General features: G+C 69.4%; 24 protein-coding genes. 10 read left to right on the top strand and 14 right to left on the bottom strand.

Going from position 1 to position 23,716, the window contains the following annotated elements; translation table 11 throughout:
- Positions 1 to 22: 22 nt before the first annotated feature.
- A complete protein-coding gene (locus tag ACNKFW_RS09140) occupies positions 23 to 1,852 on the bottom strand; it encodes an ABC transporter ATP-binding protein (RefSeq protein WP_147428199.1) in 1,830 nt (609 codons plus the stop codon).
- 214 nt (positions 1,853 to 2,066) lie between these two features.
- Here ACNKFW_RS09140 and ACNKFW_RS09135 point away from each other — a divergent pair, with 214 nt between their 5' ends.
- From ACNKFW_RS09135 to ACNKFW_RS09125, 3 genes are read left to right on the top strand one after another with little or no spacing between them, the layout of a single operon-like run.
- Complete coding sequence (locus ACNKFW_RS09135) at positions 2,067 to 3,779, top strand: peptide ABC transporter substrate-binding protein (protein ID WP_024843219.1); 1,713 nt, start codon at positions 2,067 to 2,069, stop codon at positions 3,777 to 3,779.
- 7 nt (positions 3,780 to 3,786) lie between these two features.
- Positions 3,787 to 4,794, top strand: a complete 1,008-nt coding sequence (locus ACNKFW_RS09130) for an ABC transporter permease (RefSeq protein WP_418024133.1) — start codon at positions 3,787 to 3,789, stop codon at positions 4,792 to 4,794.
- Positions 4,787 to 5,758: an ABC transporter permease gene (locus ACNKFW_RS09125; protein ID WP_024843217.1), complete on the top strand. Its 972-nt coding sequence runs from the start codon at positions 4,787 to 4,789 to the stop codon at positions 5,756 to 5,758. Before ACNKFW_RS09130 ends, ACNKFW_RS09125 begins: the two co-directional genes overlap by 8 nt.
- A gap of 41 nt (positions 5,759 to 5,799) precedes the next feature.
- On the opposite strand, the gene ACNKFW_RS09120 is transcribed toward ACNKFW_RS09125, so the two are convergent.
- From ACNKFW_RS09120 to ACNKFW_RS09110, 3 genes are read right to left on the bottom strand one after another with little or no spacing between them, the layout of a single operon-like run.
- Positions 5,800 to 6,441, bottom strand: coding sequence for a thiamine diphosphokinase (locus tag ACNKFW_RS09120; RefSeq protein WP_024843216.1), 642 nt, complete (start codon positions 6,439 to 6,441; stop codon positions 5,800 to 5,802).
- On the bottom strand, positions 6,438 to 6,650 hold the full coding sequence (locus ACNKFW_RS09115; RefSeq protein WP_024843215.1) for a DUF2842 domain-containing protein: 213 nt from the start codon (positions 6,648 to 6,650) through the stop codon (positions 6,438 to 6,440). The genes ACNKFW_RS09120 and ACNKFW_RS09115 overlap by 4 nt, the downstream gene beginning before the upstream one ends.
- An 11-nt stretch (positions 6,651 to 6,661) precedes the next feature.
- Complete coding sequence (locus ACNKFW_RS09110) at positions 6,662 to 7,954, bottom strand: adenylosuccinate synthase (RefSeq protein WP_024843214.1); 1,293 nt, start codon at positions 7,952 to 7,954, stop codon at positions 6,662 to 6,664.
- A 243-nt stretch (positions 7,955 to 8,197) separates the two neighbouring features.
- Between ACNKFW_RS09110 and ACNKFW_RS09105 the strand changes: the two genes are divergently transcribed.
- The gene (locus tag ACNKFW_RS09105) at positions 8,198 to 8,419 is read left to right on the top strand and encodes a hypothetical protein (protein WP_024843213.1); all 222 of its coding nucleotides are present in this window, start codon (positions 8,198 to 8,200) and stop codon (positions 8,417 to 8,419) included.
- 69 nt (positions 8,420 to 8,488) lie between these two features.
- On the opposite strand, the gene ACNKFW_RS09100 is transcribed toward ACNKFW_RS09105, so the two are convergent.
- Positions 8,489 to 9,472, bottom strand: a complete 984-nt coding sequence (locus ACNKFW_RS09100) for a P1 family peptidase (protein ID WP_147428198.1) — start codon at positions 9,470 to 9,472, stop codon at positions 8,489 to 8,491.
- 137 nt (positions 9,473 to 9,609) lie between these two features.
- On the opposite strand from ACNKFW_RS09100, the gene msrA reads away from it, so the two are divergent.
- The gene (gene msrA / locus ACNKFW_RS09095) at positions 9,610 to 10,194 is read left to right on the top strand and encodes a peptide-methionine (S)-S-oxide reductase MsrA (RefSeq protein ID WP_074990404.1); all 585 of its coding nucleotides are present in this window, start codon (positions 9,610 to 9,612) and stop codon (positions 10,192 to 10,194) included.
- Entirely contained in the window at positions 10,195 to 11,064 is an 870-nt protein-coding gene (locus ACNKFW_RS09090) for a 50S ribosomal protein L11 methyltransferase (protein ID WP_147428197.1), read from the top strand.
- Positions 11,065 to 11,192: 128 nt separating this feature from the next.
- Here the strand turns inward: ACNKFW_RS09090 and ACNKFW_RS09085 are convergent, their stop codons facing one another.
- Together ACNKFW_RS09085 and ACNKFW_RS09080 are read right to left on the bottom strand one after the other, a co-directional pair.
- Positions 11,193 to 11,387: a DUF1127 domain-containing protein gene (locus ACNKFW_RS09085; RefSeq protein ID WP_024843209.1), complete on the bottom strand. Its 195-nt coding sequence runs from the start codon at positions 11,385 to 11,387 to the stop codon at positions 11,193 to 11,195.
- A gap of 239 nt (positions 11,388 to 11,626) precedes the next feature.
- Entirely contained in the window at positions 11,627 to 12,346 is a 720-nt protein-coding gene (locus tag ACNKFW_RS09080; RefSeq protein WP_024843208.1) for a 16S rRNA (uracil(1498)-N(3))-methyltransferase, read from the bottom strand.
- 16 nt (positions 12,347 to 12,362) lie between these two features.
- Here ACNKFW_RS09080 and ubiA point away from each other — a divergent pair, with 16 nt between their 5' ends.
- From ubiA to ACNKFW_RS09065, 3 genes are all read left to right on the top strand, one after another.
- Positions 12,363 to 13,334, top strand: a complete 972-nt coding sequence (gene ubiA / locus ACNKFW_RS09075; RefSeq protein WP_024843207.1) for a 4-hydroxybenzoate octaprenyltransferase — start codon at positions 12,363 to 12,365, stop codon at positions 13,332 to 13,334.
- A gap of 62 nt (positions 13,335 to 13,396) precedes the next feature.
- Positions 13,397 to 15,667 (top strand): OmpA family protein, encoded by a 2,271-nt coding sequence (locus ACNKFW_RS09070; protein WP_418024132.1) that lies wholly within the window; start codon positions 13,397 to 13,399, stop codon positions 15,665 to 15,667.
- Positions 15,668 to 15,697: 30 nt separating this feature from the next.
- Positions 15,698 to 16,030 carry a hypothetical protein gene (locus ACNKFW_RS09065; protein WP_024843205.1) on the top strand — a complete coding sequence of 111 codons (333 nt, stop codon included), beginning with the start codon at positions 15,698 to 15,700 and terminating at the stop codon, positions 16,028 to 16,030.
- Between the two features lie 147 nt (positions 16,031 to 16,177).
- Here ACNKFW_RS09065 and ACNKFW_RS09060 read toward each other — a convergent pair whose 3' ends face one another.
- The 4 genes from ACNKFW_RS09060 to ACNKFW_RS09045 form a co-directional block, all read right to left on the bottom strand.
- Positions 16,178 to 17,362, bottom strand: coding sequence for an aromatic amino acid transaminase (locus ACNKFW_RS09060; protein ID WP_024843204.1), 1,185 nt, complete (start codon positions 17,360 to 17,362; stop codon positions 16,178 to 16,180).
- Positions 17,362 to 18,222: a 3-mercaptopyruvate sulfurtransferase gene (sseA, locus tag ACNKFW_RS09055; RefSeq protein ID WP_028709931.1), complete on the bottom strand. Its 861-nt coding sequence runs from the start codon at positions 18,220 to 18,222 to the stop codon at positions 17,362 to 17,364. The genes ACNKFW_RS09060 and sseA overlap by 1 nt, the downstream gene beginning before the upstream one ends.
- Before the next feature lie 65 nt (positions 18,223 to 18,287).
- Complete coding sequence (gene smpB / locus ACNKFW_RS09050) at positions 18,288 to 18,758, bottom strand: SsrA-binding protein SmpB (RefSeq protein ID WP_024843202.1); 471 nt, start codon at positions 18,756 to 18,758, stop codon at positions 18,288 to 18,290.
- A gap of 104 nt (positions 18,759 to 18,862) precedes the next feature.
- Entirely contained in the window at positions 18,863 to 19,417 is a 555-nt protein-coding gene (locus tag ACNKFW_RS09045) for a hypothetical protein (protein ID WP_418024131.1), read from the bottom strand.
- A gap of 145 nt (positions 19,418 to 19,562) precedes the next feature.
- Between ACNKFW_RS09045 and ACNKFW_RS09040 the strand changes: the two genes are divergently transcribed.
- Complete coding sequence (locus ACNKFW_RS09040; protein ID WP_147428194.1) at positions 19,563 to 21,224, top strand: thiamine pyrophosphate-binding protein; 1,662 nt, start codon at positions 19,563 to 19,565, stop codon at positions 21,222 to 21,224.
- A gap of 158 nt (positions 21,225 to 21,382) precedes the next feature.
- Here the strand turns inward: ACNKFW_RS09040 and ACNKFW_RS09035 are convergent, their stop codons facing one another.
- From ACNKFW_RS09035 to arfB, 3 genes are read right to left on the bottom strand one after another with little or no spacing between them, the layout of a single operon-like run.
- Positions 21,383 to 22,807, bottom strand: a complete 1,425-nt coding sequence (locus tag ACNKFW_RS09035) for an inorganic phosphate transporter (RefSeq protein ID WP_147428193.1) — start codon at positions 22,805 to 22,807, stop codon at positions 21,383 to 21,385.
- Positions 22,804 to 23,271 carry an NUDIX hydrolase gene (locus ACNKFW_RS09030; RefSeq protein ID WP_147428192.1) on the bottom strand — a complete coding sequence of 156 codons (468 nt, stop codon included), beginning with the start codon at positions 23,269 to 23,271 and terminating at the stop codon, positions 22,804 to 22,806. Before ACNKFW_RS09030 ends, ACNKFW_RS09035 begins: the two co-directional genes overlap by 4 nt.
- Positions 23,268 to 23,699 carry an alternative ribosome rescue aminoacyl-tRNA hydrolase ArfB gene (gene arfB / locus ACNKFW_RS09025; RefSeq protein ID WP_024843197.1) on the bottom strand — a complete coding sequence of 144 codons (432 nt, stop codon included), beginning with the start codon at positions 23,697 to 23,699 and terminating at the stop codon, positions 23,268 to 23,270. Before arfB ends, ACNKFW_RS09030 begins: the two co-directional genes overlap by 4 nt.
- Positions 23,700 to 23,716: the final 17 nt, after the last annotated feature.

Here is a 23,716-nt window from a genome sequence, read left to right as displayed (position 1 = left end):
TGACTATCCCGCAACGCGGCGTTCAGCCATGCGTCGCCGGCTCGGTCAGCACCAGGTGGCCCGGCGCCACCTCGTGATAGGTCGAGGGCGCGGGCGCATGGCCGACGGGATGGATCGGCGAGGCGATGGGACGAAAGCGCAGATCCTCGCCCGTCTTGCGGCGGCGCGGATCGGCGACCGGCACCGCGGCCATCAGCTGGCGGGTATAGGGATGCTGCGGGTATTCGAAGACCTGCCTGCGGGTGCCGATCTCGACGATGCGGCCCAGGTACATGACGCCGACATGATGGCTGACGCGTTCGACTACCGCGATGTCATGGCTGATGAACAGCATGGAAATGCCCAGTTCGCGCTGCAGTTCCATCAGCAGGTTCAGCACCTGCGCCTGCACCGAGACATCGAGGGCCGAGACCGCCTCGTCGGCGATGATGAGCCTGGGGTTCAGCGCCAGGGCCCGTGCGATGGCGATGCGCTGGCGCTGGCCGCCCGAAAGTTCGTGCGGATAGCGGCGCATGAAGCCGCGCGGCAGCTCGACCCGGTCGAAAAGCTGGGCGATGCGGTCGCGGCGCTCGGCCCGGTTGCCGATGCCGTAGTTCAGCATCGGCTCCTCGATCTGGTCGAGCAGGCGCATCTGCGGGTCGAGGCTGGCAAAGGGATCCTGGAAGATCATCTGCATGTCGCGCCGCGCCTTGCGCAGGCCGCGGGCATCCAGGGCCAGGATGTCGCGCCCGCCCAGGCTGACCTGCCCCGATGTCGGCTCGACCAGGCGCAGGATCGAACGGCCGGTGGTGGACTTGCCGCAGCCCGATTCGCCGACCAGCGACAGGGTCTCGCCGGCATTGACGGTAAGGGAGACGTCCTCGACCGCATGGACCTGGGCCACGGTGCGGCGCAGGATGCCGCCCTTGACCGGAAAGCGGGTGCAGAGGTTTCGGACCTCCAGCAGCGGCTCGGGCGCGCGCGGGACGACCGGCTCGGGCCGGGCCACCTGTCCCTCGCGCATCAGCCGCATCGGCTCGGGCGCGTCGCGGCCGGCCATCTCGCCCAGGCGCGGCACGGCGGCAAGCAGCGCCTTGGTGTAATTCTCGCGCGGGGATTGGAAGATCTGCCCGACCGGGCCTTCCTCGACCTTGTTGCCGCGGAACATGACCACGACGCGGTCGGCCATCTGCGCCACCACCGCCATGTCATGGGTGATGAACAGAACCGCCATGCCGGTCTCGCGCTTCAGCCGGTCGATCAGCGCCAGGATCTCGGCCTGGATGGTCACGTCCAGCGCCGTCGTCGGCTCGTCGCAGATCAGCAGGCGCGGGCGGCAGGCCATGGCCATGGCGATGACGACGCGCTGGCGCATGCCGCCCGAAAGCTCGTGCGGGTATTGGCGCAGCCGCCGCTCGGGCTCGGGGATGCGCACCTCGCCCAGCAGGTCCAGCGCGCGGGCGCGGGCCTGGGCGCGCGACAGGCCGCGATGCACGATCAGCCCCTCGGCTAGCTGCTCGCCGACGGTGAAGACCGGGTTCAGCGCCGTCATCGGCTCCTGGAAGATCATCGCGATCTCGTTGCCGCGGATGTCGCGCATGGCGGCGGGCGGGGCCTTTGCCAGGTCCACCTCGCCCTGCGCGCGCTGGAAAAGCAGCCGGCCCTGGGCGATCTCGCCGCCGCCGAATTCGACCAGCCGCAGCAGCGACAGCGCGCTGACCGACTTGCCCGAACCGGATTCGCCCACCACGCAAAGGCATTCGCCGGGCCGGATGTCGAAGGACAGATCCTGCACGCCGGTGACCGGGCCGTCATGGGTCTGGAACGCGACCCGCAAACCCTCGACCCGGACCAGCGGCTTTTCGTCCAGCATCCGCGCCCCCTGACCATTGCTGCGGCATTCAGGCTAGTGCGGCCGGGCCATATTGCAACCGCAAACCCGGATCGGAACTTGATTCTTGCTTTTCTTCCGAGACCTGTCCGAAACTCGCCGCATTCGGGGGACGACAAGGCCAGGCAAACGGCAGAGACGCAACGACACCACCAGAACCGGCAGTCCCGCGCAGATCCACCAACAGGAGAAAGCGATGAAACTGAGATCCCTGATGCCGGGCGCGGCGGCCACAGCCGCCCTTGCCGCCGCCATGGCCCCGGCCGCATTCGCCGAGCGGGGCAGCGACGGGCAGGTCAATGTCATCATGTGGCAGGCGCCCTCGACGATGAATCCCTATCTGTCGGCCGGCACCAAGGACATCATCGCCGGCAGCGTGGTGCTGGAGCCGCTGGCCAGCTTCACCCCCGAGGGCGAGGTGGTGCCGCGCCTGGCCGCCGAGATCCCCTCGGTCGAGAATGGCGGCATTTCCGAGGATCTGAAGACCGTCATCTGGAAATTGCAGCCGGGTATAAAATGGTCGGACGGCACGCCCTTCACCGCCGATGACGTGGCCTTCACGGCGGAATATTGCATGAACCCGCAAGGCGGCTGCGCCCAGCTTGCCAAGTTCGAAGGCGTCGAGAAGGTCGAGGCGGTCGACGAGCTGACCGTGCGCGTGACCTTCGTCTCGCCCCGGCCCGATCCCTTCTCGGCCTTCGTGGGGGCGCAATCGCCGATCCTGCAGAAGGCACAGTTTCAGAACTGTCTGGGCGAGGCGGCGCCGACCTGCACCGAGCAGAACTTCAACCCCATCGGCACCGGCGCCTTCGTGGTCCGGGAGTTCCGCACCAATGACGTGATCTCCTTTGCCGCCAATCCCGAATATCGCGACCCGGCGAAACCCGCCTTCGCCACGCTGCTGATGAAGGGCGGCGGCGATGCGGCGGCGGCGGCGCGCGCGGTGCTGGAAACGGGCGAGTTCGACTATGCCTGGAACACCCAGCTCTCGCCGGATGTGATCGCCGGCATGGAGGCCGCCGGCAAGGGCAAGAACGCCGCCGCCTTCGGCAGTCTGGTCGAGCGCATCCATGTGAACCTGACCGATCCTTCGTCCAGCCTGCCCGAGGGCGAGCGTTCGACAATCAAGCATCCGCATCCGATCCTGACCGACCCGGCGGTGCGCAAGGCGCTGTCCATGGCCATCGACCGGCAATTGCTGACCGAGATCGGCTATGGCCCGGCGGGGCAGCCGACCTGCAACCTGGTGCCGGCGCCCGCCGCCTGGGCGTCCGAGAATACCGAATGCCTGACCCAGGACATCGAGGCGGCCAAGGCGCTGCTGGACGAGGCGGGCTGGACCGTCGGTGCCGGCGGCATCCGCGAAAAGGACGGCAAGCGGCTTACGCTGCTGTTCCAGACCTCGGTCAACGCGGTGCGGCAGGACTTCCAGGCGCTGATCAAGCAATGGTGGTCCGAGATCGGCGTCGAGACCGAGCTGAAGGTGGTGGACCCCTCGGTCTTTTTCGGCGGCGACGCGGGCTCGCCCGACACGTTCCAGAAATTCTATGCCGATGTCGAGATGTATGCCAACAACTTCGAAGGCTCGAACCCCGAGCCCTATCTGGCGCGTCAGACCTGCGACAAGGCGCCGGGGCCGGAAAACCAGTGGCAGGGCGAGAACACCAGCCGCTATTGCGACCCGGAATACGACCGGCTGATCGGCGAGATGACGCAGATCGTCGACCCGGCCGAGCGCGGCGCCATGGGCCGGCGCCTGAACGAGATGCTGACCCGCGACAGCAACGCCATCATCCCGCTGGTCTATCGCGGCACCACCTCGGCCGTGTCGAACGCGCTGGGCGGCGTCAAGCTGAACGCCTGGGACAGCGAATTGTGGAACGTCGCCGACTGGCATCGCGTGAAGTGACGCGGCGATGCTGAGCTTTGCCCTGCGCCGGCTGCTGCTGGCGGTGCCGACGCTGCTGTTCATCTCGCTGGTGATCTTCCTGCTGCTCGAGGCCTCGCCCGGCGATCCCTTGGGCGACGTGCCGCTGACCGTGCCGCCCGAGGTCAAGGAGCGGATGCGCGAGGCGCTCGGTCTCGGGCAGGCCTGGTATGTCCGCTACGCGCTGTGGCTGAAGCAGTTCTTCTGGGTCGAGCCGCTTTACTGGTTCGACCGCGTCTTCGGCACCGGCTTCAGCCAGGGTATGCAGCGCATCATCAGCTTCCAGAGCCGCAGCCCGGTCTTCGACGTGATCGCCGAGCGGCTGCCGCAGACGCTGACCGTCGTCGGCCTGTCCTACCTGGTCGGCGTGATGATCGCGCTGCCGATCGGCATCGTCTCGGCCTATCGGCAATATTCCTGGTTCGACCAGATCGGCACCTTCGTCTCGATGGTCGGCTTCTCGCTGCCGACCTTCTTTACCGGGGTGGTGTTCATCATCGTCTTCGGCATCAAGCTGCAATGGCTCCCGTCGATCTACGACACCACGCATCGGGTGACGGATTGGGACAGCTTCCTGGTGCAGCTGCGGCAGATGGCGATGCCGGTCGCGGTGCTGGCGCTGTACAACGCGGCGCAGATCAGCCGCTTCATGCGCGCCTCCATGCTGGACAACCTGCGCCAGGATTACGTGCGCACCGCCCGCGCCAAGGGCCTGTCCGAACGCGTCGTGGTGCTGAAGCATGTGCTGAGGAACAGCCTGATCCCGGTGGTGACGGTGATCGCGCTGGGGCTGCCGGCAGTCTTCGGCGGCGCCATCATCACCGAGCAGGTGTTCAAGGTGAACGGGCTGGGGCAGCTCTTGATCCTGGCGATCCATGCCAATGACATGCCGATGGTGATGACGCTGACCTTCATCTTCGCGGTGCTGATCGTCAGCTTCACCCTGATCGCCGACCTGCTTTACGGCGTGCTGGATCCGAGGATCCGCTATGACTGATCGGCTGCTGATCGAGGAAAGCGCGGTGAACGCGGCCGCGCCGGGGGCCGAGGCGCTGCCGCCCGCCGATCCTCCGCCCCAGGCCCCCGCCCGCAGCCAGTGGCGCGACATCTGGCGGCAGTTTCGCAGCCATCGCGGCGCCATGCTGGCGCTGGTGCTGTTCGTGGCGATCCTGCTGTTCGTCGCCGTCGGGCCGCTGGTCTGGACCATCGATCCGGGTTTCGTCGATATCCGCGCCCGCAACCAGGGCTTCAGCGCGGCGCATCCGCTGGGCACCGACCAGCTGGGTCGCGACATGCTGGCGCGGCTGATGGCCGGCGGCCGGGTCTCGCTGGCGGTCGGGCTGACCGCCATGGCCGTCGCGCTGACGCTGGGCAGCCTGATCGGCATCGGATCGGGCTATTTCCGCCGGCTCGACGCGCCGCTGATGCGGCTGACCGAGCTGTTCCTGGCCCTGCCGCTGCTGCCGCTGCTGCTGCTGATGGTGACGCTGTTCCGCGAGCCGCTGGGCCGGGCCATGGGGCCGGCGGGCGGCACCTTCCTGCTGATCGTCGGCGCCATCGGCATCACCTCGTGGATGCAGACCGCGCGCATCCTGCGCGGCGAGGTGCTGGGGCTCAAGGAGCGCGAGTTCATCCTGGCGGCGCAATCCATCGGCACACCGGCGCCGCGGATGATCCTGCGCCATGTGCTGCCCAACGTGATCTCGCCCATCGTGGTGGCGGCGACGCTGGGCATCGCCACGGCGATCATCACCGAAAGCGCGCTGTCCTTCCTGGGCCTGGGCTTTCCGCCGGATTTCCCGACCTGGGGGCGGCTGCTTTACGATGCGGTGGACCAGATGCAGATATATCCTTGGCGGGTGGTGTTGCCGGGATTGCTGATCTCGCTGACGGTGCTGTCGGTGAACTATATCGGCGACGGGTTGCGCGATGCCATGGACCCGCGGATCCGGGGACGCTGAGCGGCGCGGCCGCATGGGTATTTGGGAAACGGTGAAAGCGGTCAGAGCGCGCGGGCGAGCGTCGGGAGTTCCGAGCGCGGCAGGATCACGAGCATCGGGCCGTCGCATTCCAGCGTGACCGGGCCGGTCGCCTCGTTCGAGGTGCCGCTGCGGCCGGTCGGCGCGAAGGCCAGGCCGTCGATGGGCCATTTCAGGCCCCGCGACCGGCCGGTGGCCGGGCTCATCGGGAACAGCGAGACCCGTGTGCCCGGCGCGAGGTCCAGCGCGAGGCGCGGGGGCGCGAGGGCGATCACGTCCTCGCCCGCGATCAGGATGCAGGGCGGGCCGATGCGGCGGGCAAGCACATTGAGTACCGACAGGAAATGGTCGTGGCGCGCGCCGGAAAAGCCGAGCGCGACGACGAAGGGCGCATCGAGATTGGACAGGCATTTCTCGAAATCGGTGCTGTCCTGCTCGGCGATGGGGTGCTGGCGCTCGGCCGGGATCTCGGCGCGGGCGCGGGCCGAGATGCTGTCGAAATCGCCCCAGACCGCCGCCGGCATCAGCCCGTGGCTCAGCGCGGTATCGGCGCCGCTGTCGGCGGCGGCCACCACCGGCGCGAGCGCCAGCGCCTGCTGCAGGTCGGCGCGGCTGACCGGCGCGCCGCCGATCAGCGTGACCGGGCGGGCGCTTGTCAGCCTCATTCGCCCTTGCCGATGCCGGTGAAGATCTTGCGGAAGGGCAGCGCCCAGAGGATGCCCAGGGCGACATAGACCGCAAGCTCGACCAGGATCGGCGGGCGGCCCCAGATGCGGTCCATCCAGTTCACCAGGCTCACCGCCACCACGATATAGAGCGGCAGCCCGATCAGCAGGATCACCAGCGACCAGCGTTTGCGCGTCTTGAGGTCCATGCCAGCCCGTATCAGTCCGCGAAGGGATCGGTCACGAGGATGGTATCGTCACGCTCGGGCGAGGTCGAGAGCAGCGCGACGGGGCACTGGATCAATTCCTCGATGCGGCGGACGTATTTGATCGCATTGGCCGGCAGGTCGGCCCAGCTGCGCGCGCCTTGCGTCGAATCCTGCCAGCCCTCCATCTCCTCGTAGACGGGTTTCGCGCGGGCCTGCAGCGCCGCGGCGGTGGGCAGGTGGTCGTAATGCTGGCCGTCCACCTCGTAGCCCACGCAGATCTTGAGCGTCTGGAAGCCGTCCAGCACGTCGAGCTTGGTCAGCGCGATGCCGTCTACGCCCGAGATGGCGCAGGTCTGGCGCACCAGCACCGCGTCGAACCAGCCGCAGCGGCGCTTGCGGCCGGTGACGGTGCCGAATTCATGGCCGCGCTCGCCCAGGCGCTGGCCGTCGGCATCGTCGAGCTCGGTCGGGAACGGGCCTTCGCCGACGCGGGTGGTATAGGCCTTGACGATGCCCAGCACGAAGCCGATGGCCGAGGGGCCGAGCCCGGTGCCGCTGGCCGCCATGCCCGACATGGTGGTCGAGCTGGTCACGTAGGGATAGGTGCCGAAGTCGATGTCGAGCAGGCTGCCCTGCGCGCCCTCGAACAGGATGCGCTTGCCGGATTTGCGGGCGTCGTTCATCACCTTCCAGACCGGCTGGGCGTATTGCAGCAGCTTCGGGGCGATCTCCAGCAGCCTGGCGCGCAGTTCCGCCCGGTCGATGGGCGCGGCGCCGAGGCCCTGGCGCAGGGCGTCGTGATGGGCGAGCAGGCGGTCGAGGCGCGAATCCAGCGTCTCCTCGTCGCCCAGGTCGGCGACGCGGATGCTGCGGCGGCCGACCTTGTCCTCATAGGCCGGGCCGATGCCGCGGCCGGTGGTGCCGATCTTGCTGGCGCCCGCGGCTTCCTCGCGCAGCTTGTCGAGATCCTGGTGCAGCGGCAGGATCAGCGGGGTATTTTCCGCGATCATCAGGTTTTCCGGGCTGATCTCGACCCCCTGCGCGGCCAGTTTGTCGATCTCGGCGAACAGCGACCAAGGGTCCAGCACCACGCCATTGCCGATGACCGCCATCTTGCCCTTGCGCACGATGCCCGAGGGCAAGAGCGACAGCTTGAAGACCTGGTTGCCGATGACCAGCGTGTGGCCGGCATTGTGGCCGCCCTGGAAGCGCGCGATCACATCGGCGCGTTCCGACAGCCAGTCGACGATCTTGCCCTTGCCTTCGTCGCCCCATTGCGCGCCGACGACCACCACATTGGCCATAGTGCTTTCCCCTTGCGGTCATGAATGCCGCGAACCGTATAATGGCCGAAGCCTTTGGGGGAAAGCGCATTCCGTTCGGCTGCCGGATTCGTCCACGCCGCCGTGGGCCTGGCGCAGGCCCTGCGCCGGCCACGCCCGTGCTGCAATGCAGCGTTGCAAAAGATGCCATGGCGGCCTGGGCGAAACCGCCCTAGATTGAATGGCAGGGGAGGAAACCATTCGCCAAGACCGAAAGGGTTTCCCATGGCTATCATTGCAAGCAATCGTCCTCAGACCGGCCTTGCGGCGCTGTATTCCGGCTTTCGCGACTGGCTGGCCCGCGGGACCGAGGCCTATATCCGCCAGCAGTCGCGCCGCGCCGAGATCGAGATTCTGAGGGCGAAATCCGACGCCGAGCTGGCCCGCATGGGCCTGACCCGCGACCGGATCGTGCAATACGTCTTCAGCGACCGCATCTGGTTCTGACAGGCGCGATGCCGATGCGTCCGGCGGATTGACGCCGCCGATTCGGCGCGCGGCCTGCCGCCGGATCGCCTAGCCTTCGTGCCAGCAGGGTTGCAGGTCGCCCGGCCGCGGGCTTGCCGCGTGGACGCCGCGCGCGATGGCGCGGGCCAGCGTGCAGGCGGCGGCATGGCCCAGCAGAAACGGCGTCAGTGCCGGATCGGGCAGGGGCCTGGCCCCGGTCGAGACGGCAAAGACCAGGTCGCCGTCGAAGGGCGTGTGGCTGGGTACGATGGCGCGGGCCATGCCGTCCTGCGCCGCCGTCGCCAGCCGCGTCAGCCCGGCCTTGTCGAGCGCCGCGTCGGTCGCGACGATGGCGATGGTCGTGGCCTCGCCCAGCCGTTTCGCCGGGCTGGGTTCATCCGCGGCGGGGTAGGGGCCGGACAGGCCCAGCCCGCCGAACTCGTTCCCCAACTCCCATGGCGCGGCCCAGAACTGTCGGGTCTCGCCCGCCGTCACCGATCCCAGCGCGTTCACCACCACCAGCGCGCCGACGGTGATGCCGCCCTCCAGCACCGCCGAGGCCGAACCCAGCCCGCCCTTCCAGCGATGGGTCATCGCGCCGGTGCCGGCGCCCTCGCTGCCTAGCGCGAAATCCGCCGACGCAGCCTCCAGCGCCCTGCGCCCAAGCGCGGGATAGGGGTTCGCGGGCCAATCCTTGTCGCCGCCGTTCAGCAGGTCGAAGACGATGGCGCCGGGCACGATGGGCACGCGCACCGGGCCGACCTGAAAGCCCCGGCCCATGGCGCGCAACCCGTCCGAGACGCCGTCGCAGGCAGCCAGGCCAAAGGCCGAGCCGCCCGACAGCACCAGCGCATCCACCCCGCCGACCAGCTTGTCTGGGGCCAGCAGCTCGGTCTCGCGCGTGCCGGGGGCGCCGCCCATGACATTGACGCCGCAGGCGAAGGCTGCCTCGCCCAGCAGCACCGTGCTGCCCGAGCGCAGCGCGTCGTCGCGGGCATTGCCGACCCGCAGGCCGGAAACATCGGTGATCAGGTTTCGCGGTCCGGGTCGCATCGGGGCCTCCTGCACGGGGTCAGGCCGCAATCTGCACGACGCGGGCCCCCGGCCGCAACCCGCGCCCGCATTCCGGCGTTGCACGGTCGGGCCGCCGCGCCTACCTAATGCGGCAGGACATGCGAAAGGACGCAACCATGAATGCCCCCATTCACAGGATCTTCGGCCGCCCGCTGGATGCCGAAATGCCGAAAGGCTATGATCAGGCGATCTTCGGCATGGGCTGTTACTGGGGCGTCGAGCGGCTGTTCTGGCAGCAGGAGGGCGTCTGGCTGACCGAAGTCGGCTTTGCCGGCGGCACCGCCGAGAACCCGAGCTACAAGCAGGTCTGCGCCGGCGGCACCGGCCATGCCGAGGTGGTGCGCGTGGTCTATGACAGCTCGCGCGTCAGCTATGAGCGGCTGTTGCAGATCTTCTGGGAAAACCACGACCCGACCCAGGGCAACCGCCAGGGTAATGACGTGGGCTCGCAATACCGCTCGCTCATCATGGTGTTCAACGACAGCCAGAAGGCGGCGGCGGAACTTTCCAAGGCCGATTACGGCAACCGGCTGGCGGTGCAGGGCTATCCCGACATCACCACGCAGATCATCCCCGCCGGGCCGTTCTGGCGGGCCGAGGACGATCACCAGCAATATCTGGACCGCTATCCGAATGGCTATTGCGGCTTGCGCGGCACGGGTGTCAAAGCCCCCCTGACCGATACAGCCGAGGGATATTGAATGCCGACCTGGACTGCGCTGACCCATACAACCGGACGCGAGGCGGCCGAGGCGCTTGCCGAGGCGGGCGAGGATCTGACCCCCGAGCCCGTCGGCAGCGGCGTCTTCGAGATCGAGGACGGCTCGGACCGCTGGGAGGTGGGGCTTTACTTCACCGAGGCCCCGGACGAGGTGGGCCTGGCGCTGCTGGCCGTGGCCTGGGACGCCGAGCCCTTCGCGGTCTCGGAACTGCCCGAGGTGGATTGGGTGGCCCATGTCCGGCGCGAGCTTTCGCCGGTCGAGGCCGGGCGCTTCTTCGTGCATGGCGGCCATGACGCCGACAAGGTGCCCGAGGGCGCCGAGGCGCTGCTGATCGAGGCGGCCATGGCCTTTGGCACCGGCCATCACGCCACCACCAAGGGCTGCCTGCTGGCGCTGGACCGGCTGATCGCCGAAGGCGTGGCGCCGCAGCGCATCGTCGATATCGGCTGCGGCACCGCGGTCCTGGCCATGGCGGCGGCGCGGTCCTTCCCGGTGATCGTGCTGGCCGGGGACATCGATCCGCAGGCGGTGGACGTGGCGCGCGCCAATGTCATCGCCAACGGGCTGGACGGGCGCGTCGAATGCGTCGAGGCGGTGGGCTTCGACCATCCGCTGATCGAGAACGCGGCGCCCTTCGACCTGGTCTTTGCCAATATCCTGAAACAGCCGCTGATCGACCTGGTGCCGGACATGGCGCGCCATCTGGCGCCGGGGGGCAGGGCGATCCTGTCGGGCATCCTCGTCACCCAGGCCCAGGAGGTGATCGCGGCCTATGCGGCAGGCGGGCTGGCGCTGGAACGGCGCGACGACCTGGGCGAATGGTCCACCCTGGTCGTCAGGCGCGGCTGATCAGGGCAAACGCCCCGTCAGAAATACTGAAGGCGGCCTTGCGGGGCCGCCTGGTCGTCTTGCCCCTCCGGGCCGGAAACGGGTCTGCGGGTTTCCCACGCAGCCGATCTCGCGTCTTCAACCGCTGCTTAGCGGGCGCGCGCAATCCGCTCGATATCGCCGCGGCACAGACCGATATCGTCCAGCTCGCGATCCGTAAGACGGCTCAGCGCATTGCGGGTCATGCGCGCATCGTTCCAGGCCGACAGGGCCGCCCAGATTTTCGAGCCAATACCGAGAGAGCCCGTCCCGCCATGGATGCGGTTCGTGTCAATCGCCGACATAGTTTTTCACCTTGAGATCATTGCCCGCTCATCGGGCGCTTCGTTGATGCAACAGCATATAGGCCGGGCAGTTCGCGAAAACCACGGACAAACCGGCATCTCTGCCATGCAGCTTGTGCATAAGGCGCCGAAATTCCTGACTTTTTGCGCTAGGTGCCCGGAATGCATGCTGCGGTGCAATATTCTCCCGCGCGCAGGCGGTTTCCAGCGGGAAGATTGCGCGTTTCAGACCGGATCGTTCAGCGCCAGTCGCCCAGGGCCGCCTGCCAAAGCGCCAGTGACGCCACGGCAGCGGTGTCGGCGCGCAGGATTCGCGGGCCCAGGGCGACGGGCGTGACGCAATCCATCGCCGCAAGCCGCTTGCGTTCCGATTCGGACCAGCCGCCCTCGGGACCGATCAGAATCGCCCAGGGGCCGCGCGGCAGGCCGGACAGCACCTGCGCCGGCCCGGCCAGCGCCTCGTCGGCCCAGAGGATGCGCCGCCCGGCGTCCCAGCCGTCCAGCAGCCGCGACAGCGGCACCAGGTCGCCGACCTCGGGGACGAAGGTGCCGCCGCATTGCTCGGCGGCCTCGACGGCATGGGCCTGCAGGCGGTCCTGGCGGATGCGTTCGGAATTGGTGTGGTCGGTCTGCACCGGCAGGATGCGGGCGGCGCCCATTTCGGCAGCCTTTTCCACGATGAAATCGGTGCGCGCCTTCTTGATCGGGGCAAAGACCAGCCACAGGTCGGGCGGGTTGAGTTGCGGCGCGGTCCGGCGCAGCGCCGCCAGCGCGCCGTTCCGCTTGGCGATGCGCTCGATCCGCGCCAGCCATTCGCCGTCGCGGCCGTTGAAGACCAGGATCTCGTCCCCGGCACCCTGCCGCATGACCGAGGACAGGTAATGCGCCTGGTCGGGATTCAGCTCGACGCCTTGTCCCTCGGCCAGCGGGTGATCTATGAACAGTCTGATTTTCGCCATGATGGGGCGCAGCCTAATGCAGACCGACCACCGGACGCCAGAGGGGCCGACGCCAGAGGGCCCAAGCACCGTCGCCGACGCGCCGCCCGACAACTGGGTGGACCGCCACGCACCGCCGGACTGGAGGCCGTGGCTGCGCCTGTCGCGCGCCGACCGGCCGATCGGCACCTGGCTTCTGCTGCTGCCCTGCTGGTGGGGCATCGGGCTGGCGATGATCGCCGACGGGCCGGAATGGCGCGACCTGTGGATCGCGGTGGCCTGCGGCGTGGGCGCGGTGCTGATGCGCGGCGCCGGCTGCACCTGGAACGACATCACCGACCGCGACATCGACGACAAGGTGGCGCGCACGCGCTCGCGCCCCATCCCCTCGGGGCAGGTGACGGTCCGGGGCGCGCTGGTCTGGCTGGTGGCGCAGTCGCTGGCCGGCTTCGCCATCCTGCTGACGCTGGGCGGCGCGGCCATCGCGCTGGGCGTGGCCTCGCTGGCGCTGGTGGCGATCTATCCCTTTGCCAAGCGCTTCACCTGGTGGCCGCAGGTCTTTCTGGGCCTGGCCTTCAACTGGGGCGTGCTGCTGGCCTGGGCGGCGCATATGGGCAACCTGGCCCCGGCGCCGGTGCTGGCCTACCTGTCTGGCATCGCCTGGACGATCTTCTACGACACCATCTATGCCCATCAGGATGCCGAGGACGACGCGCTGATCGGCGTCAAGTCCACCGCCCGGCTGTTCGGCCGCGACACGCCGCGCTGGCTGGCGGGCTTCGCCGCCGCCTCGGTGCTGCTTCTGGGCCTGGCGGTGATGGCGGCGGCGCCCGCGGGGCTGGGCCTGACCCTGGGCCTGCTGGGCGTCGCCGGTTTCGCCGCGCATCTGGCCTGGCAGCTGTGGCGCTTCGACATGACCGACAGCGCCGGCTGCCTGCGGCTGTTTCGCAGCAATCGCGACGCCGGGCTGGTGGTTGCGCTGTTTCTTGCCTTGGCGGGGCTGGTCTGATTGCGAAAACCCGGCGCAGGGTTTACATGCGGCGGGTCGGTAACAGTCCCAAGGTTCCCCGGATGGCCAATCCCCAGCGGCAAGCGCGTCGTGGTCCTGTTCTTGTCGCCAGCCTGATCGCCCTTGCGGCGGCCGCCGGCCTGTCGTTCCTGGGCGCCCGCGCGGCCGCGGATTTCATCCAGACCCGCTCGGCCCAGGATCTGCGTGCCGCCCTGGCCGATTACGACTGGGTCGAGTTCACCACCGACGGCCTGCAGGTGCGGCTGGAAGGCATCGCGCCCGACGAGGTGCAGCGTTTCCGCGCCCGTGCCAGCGCCGAAACCGTGGTCGATGCGGGCCGCGTGATCGACCGGATGCAGGTCGCCGCCGCCGCCGAACTGGCCACCCCCGCCTTCGAGATCGAGCTTTTGCGCAACGACCAGGGCGTTTCGATCATCGGCCTGGTGCCCGCCACGCTGGACCGCGCTTCGCTGGTCGACCGGCTGAAGCGCCAGACCGGCGTGGCCCAGGTCTCGGACCTGATGGAAAGCGCCGATTACCCGGTTCCCGAGGATTGGGAGGATGCCTTTGCCTTCGGCCTCAGGGCCGCGCAGCTGGCCAAGCGCGCCAAGGTCTCGATCGCGGCCGGCGAGGTCTCGGTCCGCGCCATCGCCGACAGCCCGCGCGAAAAGCGCGACCTGGAGATGGCGCTGAACCGCGCCAGGCCGGCCACCGTGACGCTGACCGCCGACATCACCGCGCCGCGGCCGGTGATCGCGCCCTTTACCCTGCGCTTCGTCAAGGATGCGGCGGGCGCCCGCTTCGACGCCTGCGCCGCCGATACCGAAACCGCGCGCGACCGCATCCTGGAGGCCGGGCGCGCAGCCGGCGTGCCGGGCCAGCCGCCATGCACCCTGGGCCTGGGCGTGCCCTCGCCCCGCTGGGCCGATGCCGCCGTCCCTTCCATCCGCGCCGTCGAGGCGCTGGGGGCGGGTTCCGTCACCATCTCGGATACCGATGTGGCCCTGATTGCCCCCGCCGATATCGCGGCAGCGACCTTCGACGAGGCGGTCGGCCGGCTGGAGGCCGCGCTGCCCCCGGCCTTCACGCTGAGCGCCCGGCACGAAAAGCCCGGCGAGGTCCAGGCGGGACCGGCCGAGTTCTCGGCCATGGTCGATGCGGGCGGCGTCAGCCTGCGCGGCCGCATCACCGACGAGCGGATGCGCGACGCGGTGGAAGGCCTGGCGCGGGCGCGCTTCGGCCAGGTGGACAGCGCGCTGCGCAGCGATGCCTCGGTCCCCGAGGGCTGGACGCTGCGCGCCATCGCCGCGCTCGAGGCGCTGGACGGGCTTGCGCGCGGCGAGGCCAGGGTGACGCCCGAGCTGGTGCGCATCAGCGGCGTCTCGGGCAACCAGACCGCATCGGACCTGGCGGCGGCGCGGCTGGCGCAGCGGCTGGGTGCGGGCGCGCGCTATGAGCTGGCGATCCGCTACGACCGGCGCATGGATCCGCTTCTGGGCCTGCCCTCGGGCATCGAATGCGTGGACCGGCTGAACGCGGCGATGCAGCAATCCGAGATCGGCTTCGAGCCGAACAAATCCGTCATCGCCGGCGATCCGGGTCCGACGCTGGCGCTGCTGGCCGAGACGATGAAGCTTTGCGCGGATTTCCGCATCGAGATTGGCGGCCATACCGATTCGCAGGGGTCCGAAGGCTTCAACGCCGAACTCTCGCGCGCCCGTTCCCAGGCGGTGCTGGCGGCGATGACCGAGGCGGGGATGGATACCCGCAACATGACGGCCAGGGGCTATGGCGAAAGCCGGCCCATCGCCGACAACGACACCGATGCCGGGCGCGAGGCGAACCGCCGCATCGAGTTCCTGCTGATGGCCGACGATCCCGTCGTCACCGAGGCCCCGGCCCCGGCCGAACTGGTCAAGGGTGTCACCGACAGTCCCGAAACCGTGGCGGCGCGGGCCGAACAGGCCGCGCGCCATGCCGCGACCGCCGCCCTCGGCCCGGCGCTGGGCGTGCCCACCGACCCCGAGGCGGCGCTGTTCGCCGCGACCGAGCCGGTGCGGCTGCTGCTGTCGGGGGTCGATCCGTCGCGCGTCGCCACCCAGCCGGCGCAAGAGGCCGCGCTGCCGGAACTGCCGGCGCTGCGGGCCGCGACGCTGCCCGCGGCCAGCCTGCTGCCCCCGCCCGCCGAGCCGGTCGAGCCCGCCGAGGCCGCCACCCGGCCGGTGCGCGAGGCGCTGGTCGGCGCCGCCACCGAGGCGGCGACCATGCCCGCGCGCGATGCCTTGCATGTGAACCGCCCGCTGCCGCGCCCCGAACCGGCCTCGGCGCCGTGATCCGCAACCCCTTGCCCTGAAGTCCCCTGCATGAACCGCACCGAATTCATCATCGCCACAGCGATCATCCTGTTCGCCGCCTTCATGCTGGGCTGGTTCGCAAGCTGGCTGGTCCACCGCCTGTCCCGCGTCACCCGCGCCGAGATGGGCGAGCTGGAGAGCATGGCCCAGCAGCTGCACGAGGCCGAGGAGCAGCGCGACCGCGCCGTGGACGCGCTGGAGACGCGCGAGGCCGACCTGGTCGCCCGACTGTCCCGCACCGAGGCCGAGCTGCGCGCCAGGCAGGCGCAGCTGCGCGAAAGCCTGACCGAGGTCGAGGAATTGCGCGACTATATCGACCGCAAGCTGGGTCGCAAGGGCTAAGCGGGCGCGTGACGGGGCTGCCGGGCCGGGGCTCTGCCCCGGACCCCGGGGTATTTGGAAAACGGAGAAAGGCGGGGCTTTCGGCGCGTTGCCGGAAATGCAGAACCGCCGGGCCAGGCCGGCGGTTTCGGTTTTCGGGCGGTCAGGTCAGACCCCGGCCTCGATGATGGCGCGGGCCAGGATCGGGATGGTGTCCTGGTTCAGCCCGGCGATATTGATGCGCGAATCGCCCACCATGTAGATGCCGAATTCTTCCTTGATGCGCTTGACCTGTTCGGGCGTGGCGCCGAGGCGCGAGAACATGCCGCGATGCTGGGCCACGAAGCCGAAACGGTCCGAACCGCTGAGGTCGCGCAGCTCGCCCGCCAGCTGCTCGCGCAGCTTGAGCATGCCGCCGCGCACCGCTTCCAGTTCGGCCATCCAGTCGGCGCGGAGTTCCGGCGTGGTCAGCACGGTCGAGACGATCTTGGCGCCGTGGAAGGGCGGGAAGGAATAGGTCTGGCGGTTCAGGAAGGCCATGGCGCCCTGGGCCAGCTCGCGGGTCGCGGCATCGGGGCAAAGCGCCAAGAGGCAGCCGGTGCGTTCGCGGTAGATGCCGAAGTTCTTGCTGCAGGAGGCCGCGATCAGCACCTCGGGGATGCGCGAGGCGATCAGCCGGGTGCCGGCCGCGTCTTCTTCCAGCCCGTCGCCGAAGCCCTGATAGGCCAGGTCGATCAGCGGCAGCGCCCCGGTCTTTTCCAGGATCGCGGCGACCTCGGCCCATTGCTCCAGCGTCAGGTTGGCGCCGGTCGGGTTGTGGCAGCAGCCGTGCAGCAGCACCACGTCGCCCTTTTTCGCCTGGGCGATGTCGGCCTTCATGCCCTCGAAATCGACGCCGCGGGTCTCGGCGTCGAAATAGCGATAGGTCTGGACCGGCAGGCCCATGAAATTCATGATCGAGACATGGTTGGGCCAGGTCGGGTCGCTGACGAAGACCCGCAGGTCGGGGTTCGCCATGCGCGCCAGTTCCAGCGCCTGCCGGATGGCGCCGGTGCCGCCGACGGTGGCCAGCGTCGCGGTGGTCTCGGGCTTGAGCCCCTCGCCCAGGATCAGCTCGCCCATGGCCTTGTGGAATTCGGGCTCGCCCGACAGGCCGGCATAGGTCTTGGTGGTCTCGGTCTCCAGCATGCGCTGTTCGGCGGCATGGACGGCGCGCATGATCGGGGTGTGGCCGGTCGCGTCCTTGTAGACCCCCACGCCCAGGTCGATCTTGCCCTGGCGGGGATCGGTCCTGAATTCGCCCATCAGGGCCAGGATCTTGTCGGGGGCCTGCGGTTTCAGATTGCCCAGCATCACGCGTCTCCGGTTGCGATTTTAAGGTCGGGGAAGCTGCCCCATTCGGCCCAGCTTCCGTCATAAAGCGAATGGTCCCGGTGCCCGATCCGTTCGAGCGCCAGGAACAGCGAGGCCGCCGTCACCCCCGAGCCGCAGGTGGTGATCACGGGTTTCGACAGGTCCACGCCGGCGGTTTCGAACTCGGCCCGGAGTGCCGCGGCCGGCTTCAGCGTGCCGTCCGCGTTGTAGAGCCGGCCGAAGGGCAGGCTTTTCGAGCCGGGGATATGGCCCGAGCGCAGGCCGGGGCGCGGCTCGGGCGCCTCGCCGCGGAAGCGTTCGGCCGAGCGGGCGTCGACGATCTCGTGATCGGCAAGCTTGCTGGCGGCGGCGACCTGGGTCACGTCGCGCACCAGCGCCGCCTGACGCTGCACGGTGATGTGGCGGTCGCGCAGGATCGGCGGCATGTCCTCGGTCTCGCGGCCCTCGGCCAGCCACTTGCCGAAACCGCCGTCCAGCACCGCCACGTCCTGTTTGCCCATCAGCTTGAAGGTCCACCAGACCCGCGCCGCCGAACGCACCGGCGAGTTGTCGTAGACCACGACCTGGTGGCCGTCGCCGATGCCCATGGCGCGCATGCGGCTGATGAACATCTCGGGCTGCGGCGCCATGTGCGGCAGCTCGCTGCGCTTGTCGGCGATCTCGTCGATGTCGAAGAAGCGGGCGCCGGGGATATGCGCGGCCATGTATTCGGCCCGCGCGTCGCGGCCCGGCTCCAGGAACCAGCTGGCGTCGATGATGCGCAGGTCGGGATCGTTCAGATGGGCCGCGAGCCAGCCGGTCGAGACCAGCACTTTCGGATCGTCGGAATCGGTGGACATCGGCCTTCCCCCCGCGCGCGCAGAAACGACACCGATGTAACCGCAGCCGCGCGGGGCGGCAAGGCTTAACCCTGCTTCAGCAAACGCTGTTTCTGCCGGTTCCAGTCGCGCTTGGCGGCGGTTTCGCGCTTGTCGGCGACCTTCTTGCCCTTGGCGACGCCGATCTTCAGCTTTACCTTGCCGCGGTCGTTGAAATACATCACCAGCGGCACCAGCGTCATGCCCTCGCGGCCGATGGCCTGCCAGAGGCGGCTGAGTTCCTTTTTCGACACCAAGAGCTTGCGGCGGCGCCGTTCCTCGTGGCCAAAGACGCCGGCCTGCTTGTAGGCGGCGATATAGGCGTTGATCAGCCACAGCTCGCCCTGTTCCACCGAGGCATAGCTTTCGGCGATGTTGGACTGGCCGGTGCGCAGGCTTTTCACCTCGGACCCGGTCAGCATGATGCCGACCTCGAGATCGCTTTCGATGAAGTAGTCGAAGCGCGCCCGGCGGTTCTCGGCGATGATCTTGTAGTTCGGGTCGGATTTCGTGGCCATGATCGGGCAGAGATAGGGCGGGGGGCCGTGGCTGTAAAGGCCGGACTGTTTCGGCCAGGCGGGCCGCGGCGGACCCGCCTGCGCCGGCCGGCCACCCTGCGGGATCAGCGCGGGACGTCGGTGCGGAAGCGGTCGAGCTGCGCCGGGGACAGGCCGCGCGTCGTTCCGGCAGGGGTGCCGAAGCAGGCCGCCTGGGTGCCGACATCCTCTCCGCTGACCCCGACCACGCCGATGTTCAGCGCAAGCTCCGCGGGGAACTGCACGATCCGCTCGCCTGCTTTTTCGAACCGGACCTCGCTGGTGGCGATCGGCGCGCCGCCTCGGGGTTCCCACAGATAGACCGTCGCCTGCGTCTCGCCCGACGCGCGCAACGTCAAATGCAGCGCGCCATAGGGCCGCCATTGGCTTGTGGTCTCGTCGATCGCCATGACCAGCGGGGGGTAGATATCCGCCTTCAGCGTGTTCTTGCCGTCGATCCTGGCGATCTCGTAGGGGCCCAGCAACCCGCTGACCATGAAGCCGTCGACATATCCGGGCTCATGCGTGCCGACCGCCATCCGCTGGAAGGCGGCGCAATCGGGATAGCCGGGCGGCGGCTCCAGGACAGGTTCGCATCCCGCCAGGACCAACGGAACGAAAAGACAGATCAGCTTGCGCATTTCATTCTCCAAGGGTTTGAAAAACTTGGGAAAGCGTAATCACATTTCCGTGATCATCAATGATTCTTCCGCCTGCGGGGCTGGCGGGCTAAGCTGCCGGCGGTCCTTGAGGGCCGATGGGTGCGAGGACAGGGAGGCGGCGGCGATGCGGCATGGCGGGCAGATTCTGGTTGATGCGCTGAAGGCGAACGGGGTCGGGCGGGTGTTCTCGGTTCCCGGCGAAAGCTTCCTGGCGGTGCTGGACGGGCTTTACGCCTCGGGCATCCAGAACGTCGTCTGCCGGCACGAGGGCGCCGCCGCGATGATGGCCGAGGCGCAGGGCAAGCTGACCGGGCGGCCGGGCGTGGCTTTCGTCACCCGCGGTCCCGGCGCCAGCAATGCCAGCGCCGGGGTGCATGTGGCGCGGCAGGATTCGACGCCGATGATCCTGTTCGTCGGCCAGATCGCCCGCGCCGACCGCGACCGCGAGGCGTTTCAGGAGGTCGATTACCGCGCCATGTTCGGCCCGTTGGCGAAATGGGTGGCCGAGATCGACCAGACCGAGCGTATCCCGGAATATGTCTCGCGCGCCTTTCACCTGGCCATGTCGGGCCGGCCCGGCCCGGTGGTGCTGGCGCTGCCCGAGGACATGATCTCGGCCCGCGCCGAGGTGCCCGACATCGCCCCGCCGGCCGCGCCGCTTTCCGCTGTCGCCGGGGAATCGATCAAGGCCGTCGCCCAGGCGCTGGCCGGGGCCGAGCGGCCGCTGGTCGTGCCTGGCGGCACGCTGTGGTCGCAGGCGGCCGCCGACGACCTGGCGCGCTTTGCCGCAGGCTGGGGCCTGCCGGTCGCCGTGCCCTTCCGCCGGCAGAGCCATATGGACAATGCGCATCCGAACTATGTCGGCGACCTGGGCGTCGGCATGAATCCGGTGCTGGGGCAGGCGCTGTCGCAGGCGGATTGCCTGTTGTCCCTGGGCTCGCGGCTGGGCGACACGCTGACCCGCGGCTACGAGCTGATGGACCCGGTGCGCCCGCATGCGCGGGTGATCCATGTCCACCCCTCGCCCGATGAGCTGGGACATCTCTGGCGGCCCGATCCGGGGCTGGTGGCCGATCCGCGCGCGATGGTGGCGGCGCTGGCCGCCTTGCCGGCGCCGCGGCGCTGGGACGGCTGGACCGCCGGGCTGCGCGCGGGTTACGAGGCTTGGCAGCAGCCTCGGCCCACCCCCGGCGCGGTGCGGATGGAGGCGGTGATGCGCTGGCTGTCCGACCATCTGCCGCCCGATGCGATCATCGCCAACGGCGCCGGGAACTACGCCGCCTTCATCCATCGCTATTACCGCTTTCGCCGCTGGGGCACGCAACTGGCGCCGACCTCGGGCTCAATGGGCTATGGCCTGCCCGCCGCCATCGCCGCCAAGCTGCAGCATCCTGATCGCATCGTGGTCTGCATGGCCGGCGACGGCTGTCTGCAGATGACGGTGAACGAGCTTTCTACCGCCGCCCAGCACGGTGCCGCCGTCATCGTCATCGTGGCGAACAACGGCCATTACGGCACCATCCGCATGCATCAGGAGCGCAGCTATCCCGGCCGCGTCTCGGGCACGGCGCTGGCCAATCCCGATTTCGCGGCGCTGGCCCGCGCCTATGGCGGCCATGGCGAACGGGTCGAGATGCAGGAGGATTTCGCCGAGGCCTTCGCCCGCGCCCAGGCCGCCGGTACCCTGGCGGTTCTGGATCTGGCGCTGGACCCCGAGGCGCTGAGCACCGGGGCCACGCTCTCGGAAACCCGTGCCGCGGGCGAGGCGGCGTTGCGCCGCGCCTGACGGGCGGCAAGCGCGGCCGAGGGGCCGCAGGCGGCGGCATCAAGCCTCGCGGTCCGGATCGGGCGCCGGCTGCCGCGTGCAGGCCGAAGCCGGGCAGCCGGGCGCATGCCGGCCCGGCCAGAGCCCGCGGACATGAGGTTTCCCCGGAAAGCTCGGCCCTAGAACCCGCCGATCCAGACCAGCGCCGCGGCCAAAACCGCCGCCGCCGGCACCGTGATCAGCCAGGCACCGAGGATCATCCGCATGTAGGAGCGGCGCACCAGGTGGCGGCGACGGCGTTCTTCGGCGGGCAGGGGTGGCTGGCTGGCGGCCAGCCGCCGGTCACGCCATTCGCGGTAGAAGCCGACCCCGAACACGCCCCCCACCGCGACATGCGTGGTCGAGAGCGGCAGGCCCAGAAGCGAGGCGCCCAGCACCGTCGCCGCCGTCGCCAGCGACACGCAAAGCGCGCGTGATGCGTTCAGCCGGGTGATGCGGCTGCCGACCATATGCACCAGCCGGCGCCCGAACAGCAGGATCCCCAGCGCAATGCCCAGGCCGCCCAGCAGCAGTACCAGCCGGCCGCGCAGGGCATCGTCCCCCCCGGCCGACAGGCTGTCGAGGATGATGGTCAGCGGCGCGGCCACGTTCGATGTGTCGTTGGCGCCATGGGCAAAGCCCATGACCAGCGCCGCGGCGATCAGCGGCACCGCCAGCAACTGCTTCATCGCCAGCCGGCCGCCGGCCTCGCCGCGCGACTGCCGGTCGATGCGTCGCCGGGTATAGGCCCAGCCGAGCGCGCCGCAAGCCAGCGCCAAGACCGCATTCGCCGCCAGCCCCGTGCCATGCCAGGCCAGCTCCGCCACCCCCGCCAGCATGGCCGAGGCCAGCCCGACCACCACCGGCATCCAGGTGCGGGCGGCGGCGACGCGATCCTCGCGATCCAGCACCAGCACACGCAGCAGCGCCATCAGCCCCGCCGCCGCCAGGCCCGAGACCAGCGGCGAGACGATCCAGCCAAAGGCGATCATGCCCATGGCCGGCCAGTTTACCGCCTCCAGGCCAAAGGTCGCCATCCCCGCCCCGGCGATGGCGCCGACCACCGAATGCGTGGTGCTGACCGGTGCGCCGAGCCAGGTGGCAAGGCTGATCCAGCTGCCCGCCGCCAGCAGCGCCGCCAGCATCATCCGCGCCGTCGCCTCACCTTCGCCCAGCGTATTGCCGACCAGCCCCTCGGTCAGCGTGGCGGTGACGGCGCGGCCGGCGATGACCGCGCCCATGACCTCCATCGCCGCGACCAGGACGAGGCCGGCGGTCATGCCGATGGCGCCTGCGCCCACCGCCGGCCCCAGGGCGTTGGCCACGTCGTTGCCGCCGATCGACAGCGCCAGATAGGCGGCGACCGCCAGACTGGCCGCCAGGATGCCGATGGCCGGCTGGCCGGTGAAAAGGCCGGTGCCGACATAGCTGGCGGCGGCGATGAAGATCAGCGCCAGCCCCAGCCGCAACAAGGGCCGCGCCGAATGCAGCACCGCCCGCTCGGTATTGGTGACGCGGCTCAGATCCTTGTCGAGCGTGCGGTATTCGCGGGGTTCGCGCCTCATTCCGGAGAATGCCGCCGCTCGGCGGGCAGGCGGCGCAGGATCTGCTGCAGCCCGGTCTCGGCCACCATGCGGGCGGCGTCCTGGGGCGCGAACCAGCGGCGCTGACGCTCCTGCGCCTCGGGGAACTGCGTTTCCAGCGCCTCGACATACAGCGGAAAGACCCGCACCTCGACCGGGATGGCAAAGCCGCGGTCCTGGTCCTTGTCATAGTGATAGCGGCCGATCTCGACCTCGCCGACGCGGCCCTTGACGCCGGCTTCCTCCCATGCCTCCTGCCGGGCGGCATCGGCCAGGCTGCGGCCGGCCATGGGCCAGCCCTTGGGCACGATCCAGCGCCCGGTGCCGCGGCTCGTCACCAAAAGCACCTCGCCGGTCGCTTGGTTCAGGCACAGCGCCGCGACCTGCATGTCGGGCGGGCGGCGGCCGATCAGCCGCGCCAGCCTTTCGCGGAACTCGACGATCATGCCGGATCCTCCGCGTCGCGGATGCGGCCGCGCATCGCCTTGACCGCGCCGCGCTGGGTCTTGGCGGCCAGCCGGCGGCGCTGGCTGCCCAGCGTCGGCCGGGTGGCGATGCGCTTGCGCGGCGCGACCAGCGCCTGGCGGATCAGCTCGGCCAGCCGCTCGCGCGCAAGCTCGCGGTTGCGGGCCTGGCTGCGGGTCTCCTCGGCCCGGATCAGCAGGGCGCCGTCCTGGGTCCAGCGCCGCCCCGCCAGCCGCTTCAGCCGCGCCTTGACCGGTGGGGCCAGATGCGGCGACCGCTCGGCCTCGAAGCGCAGTTCCACCGCGGTCTCGACCTTGTTCACGTTCTGCCCGCCCGGTCCCTGGGACCGGGTGAACTGTTCGGACAGTTCCCATTCCTCGATGGCGATCTGGTCGGTGATGCGAAGCATGGTGCGAATATGTCGCA

It is taken from the genome of Paracoccus sp. TD-10 (assembly GCF_048270675.1).
GTDB lineage: Bacteria > Pseudomonadota > Alphaproteobacteria > Rhodobacterales > Rhodobacteraceae > Paracoccus > Paracoccus pantotrophus.
This window is presented reverse-complemented; position numbering and strand designations above follow the sequence as displayed.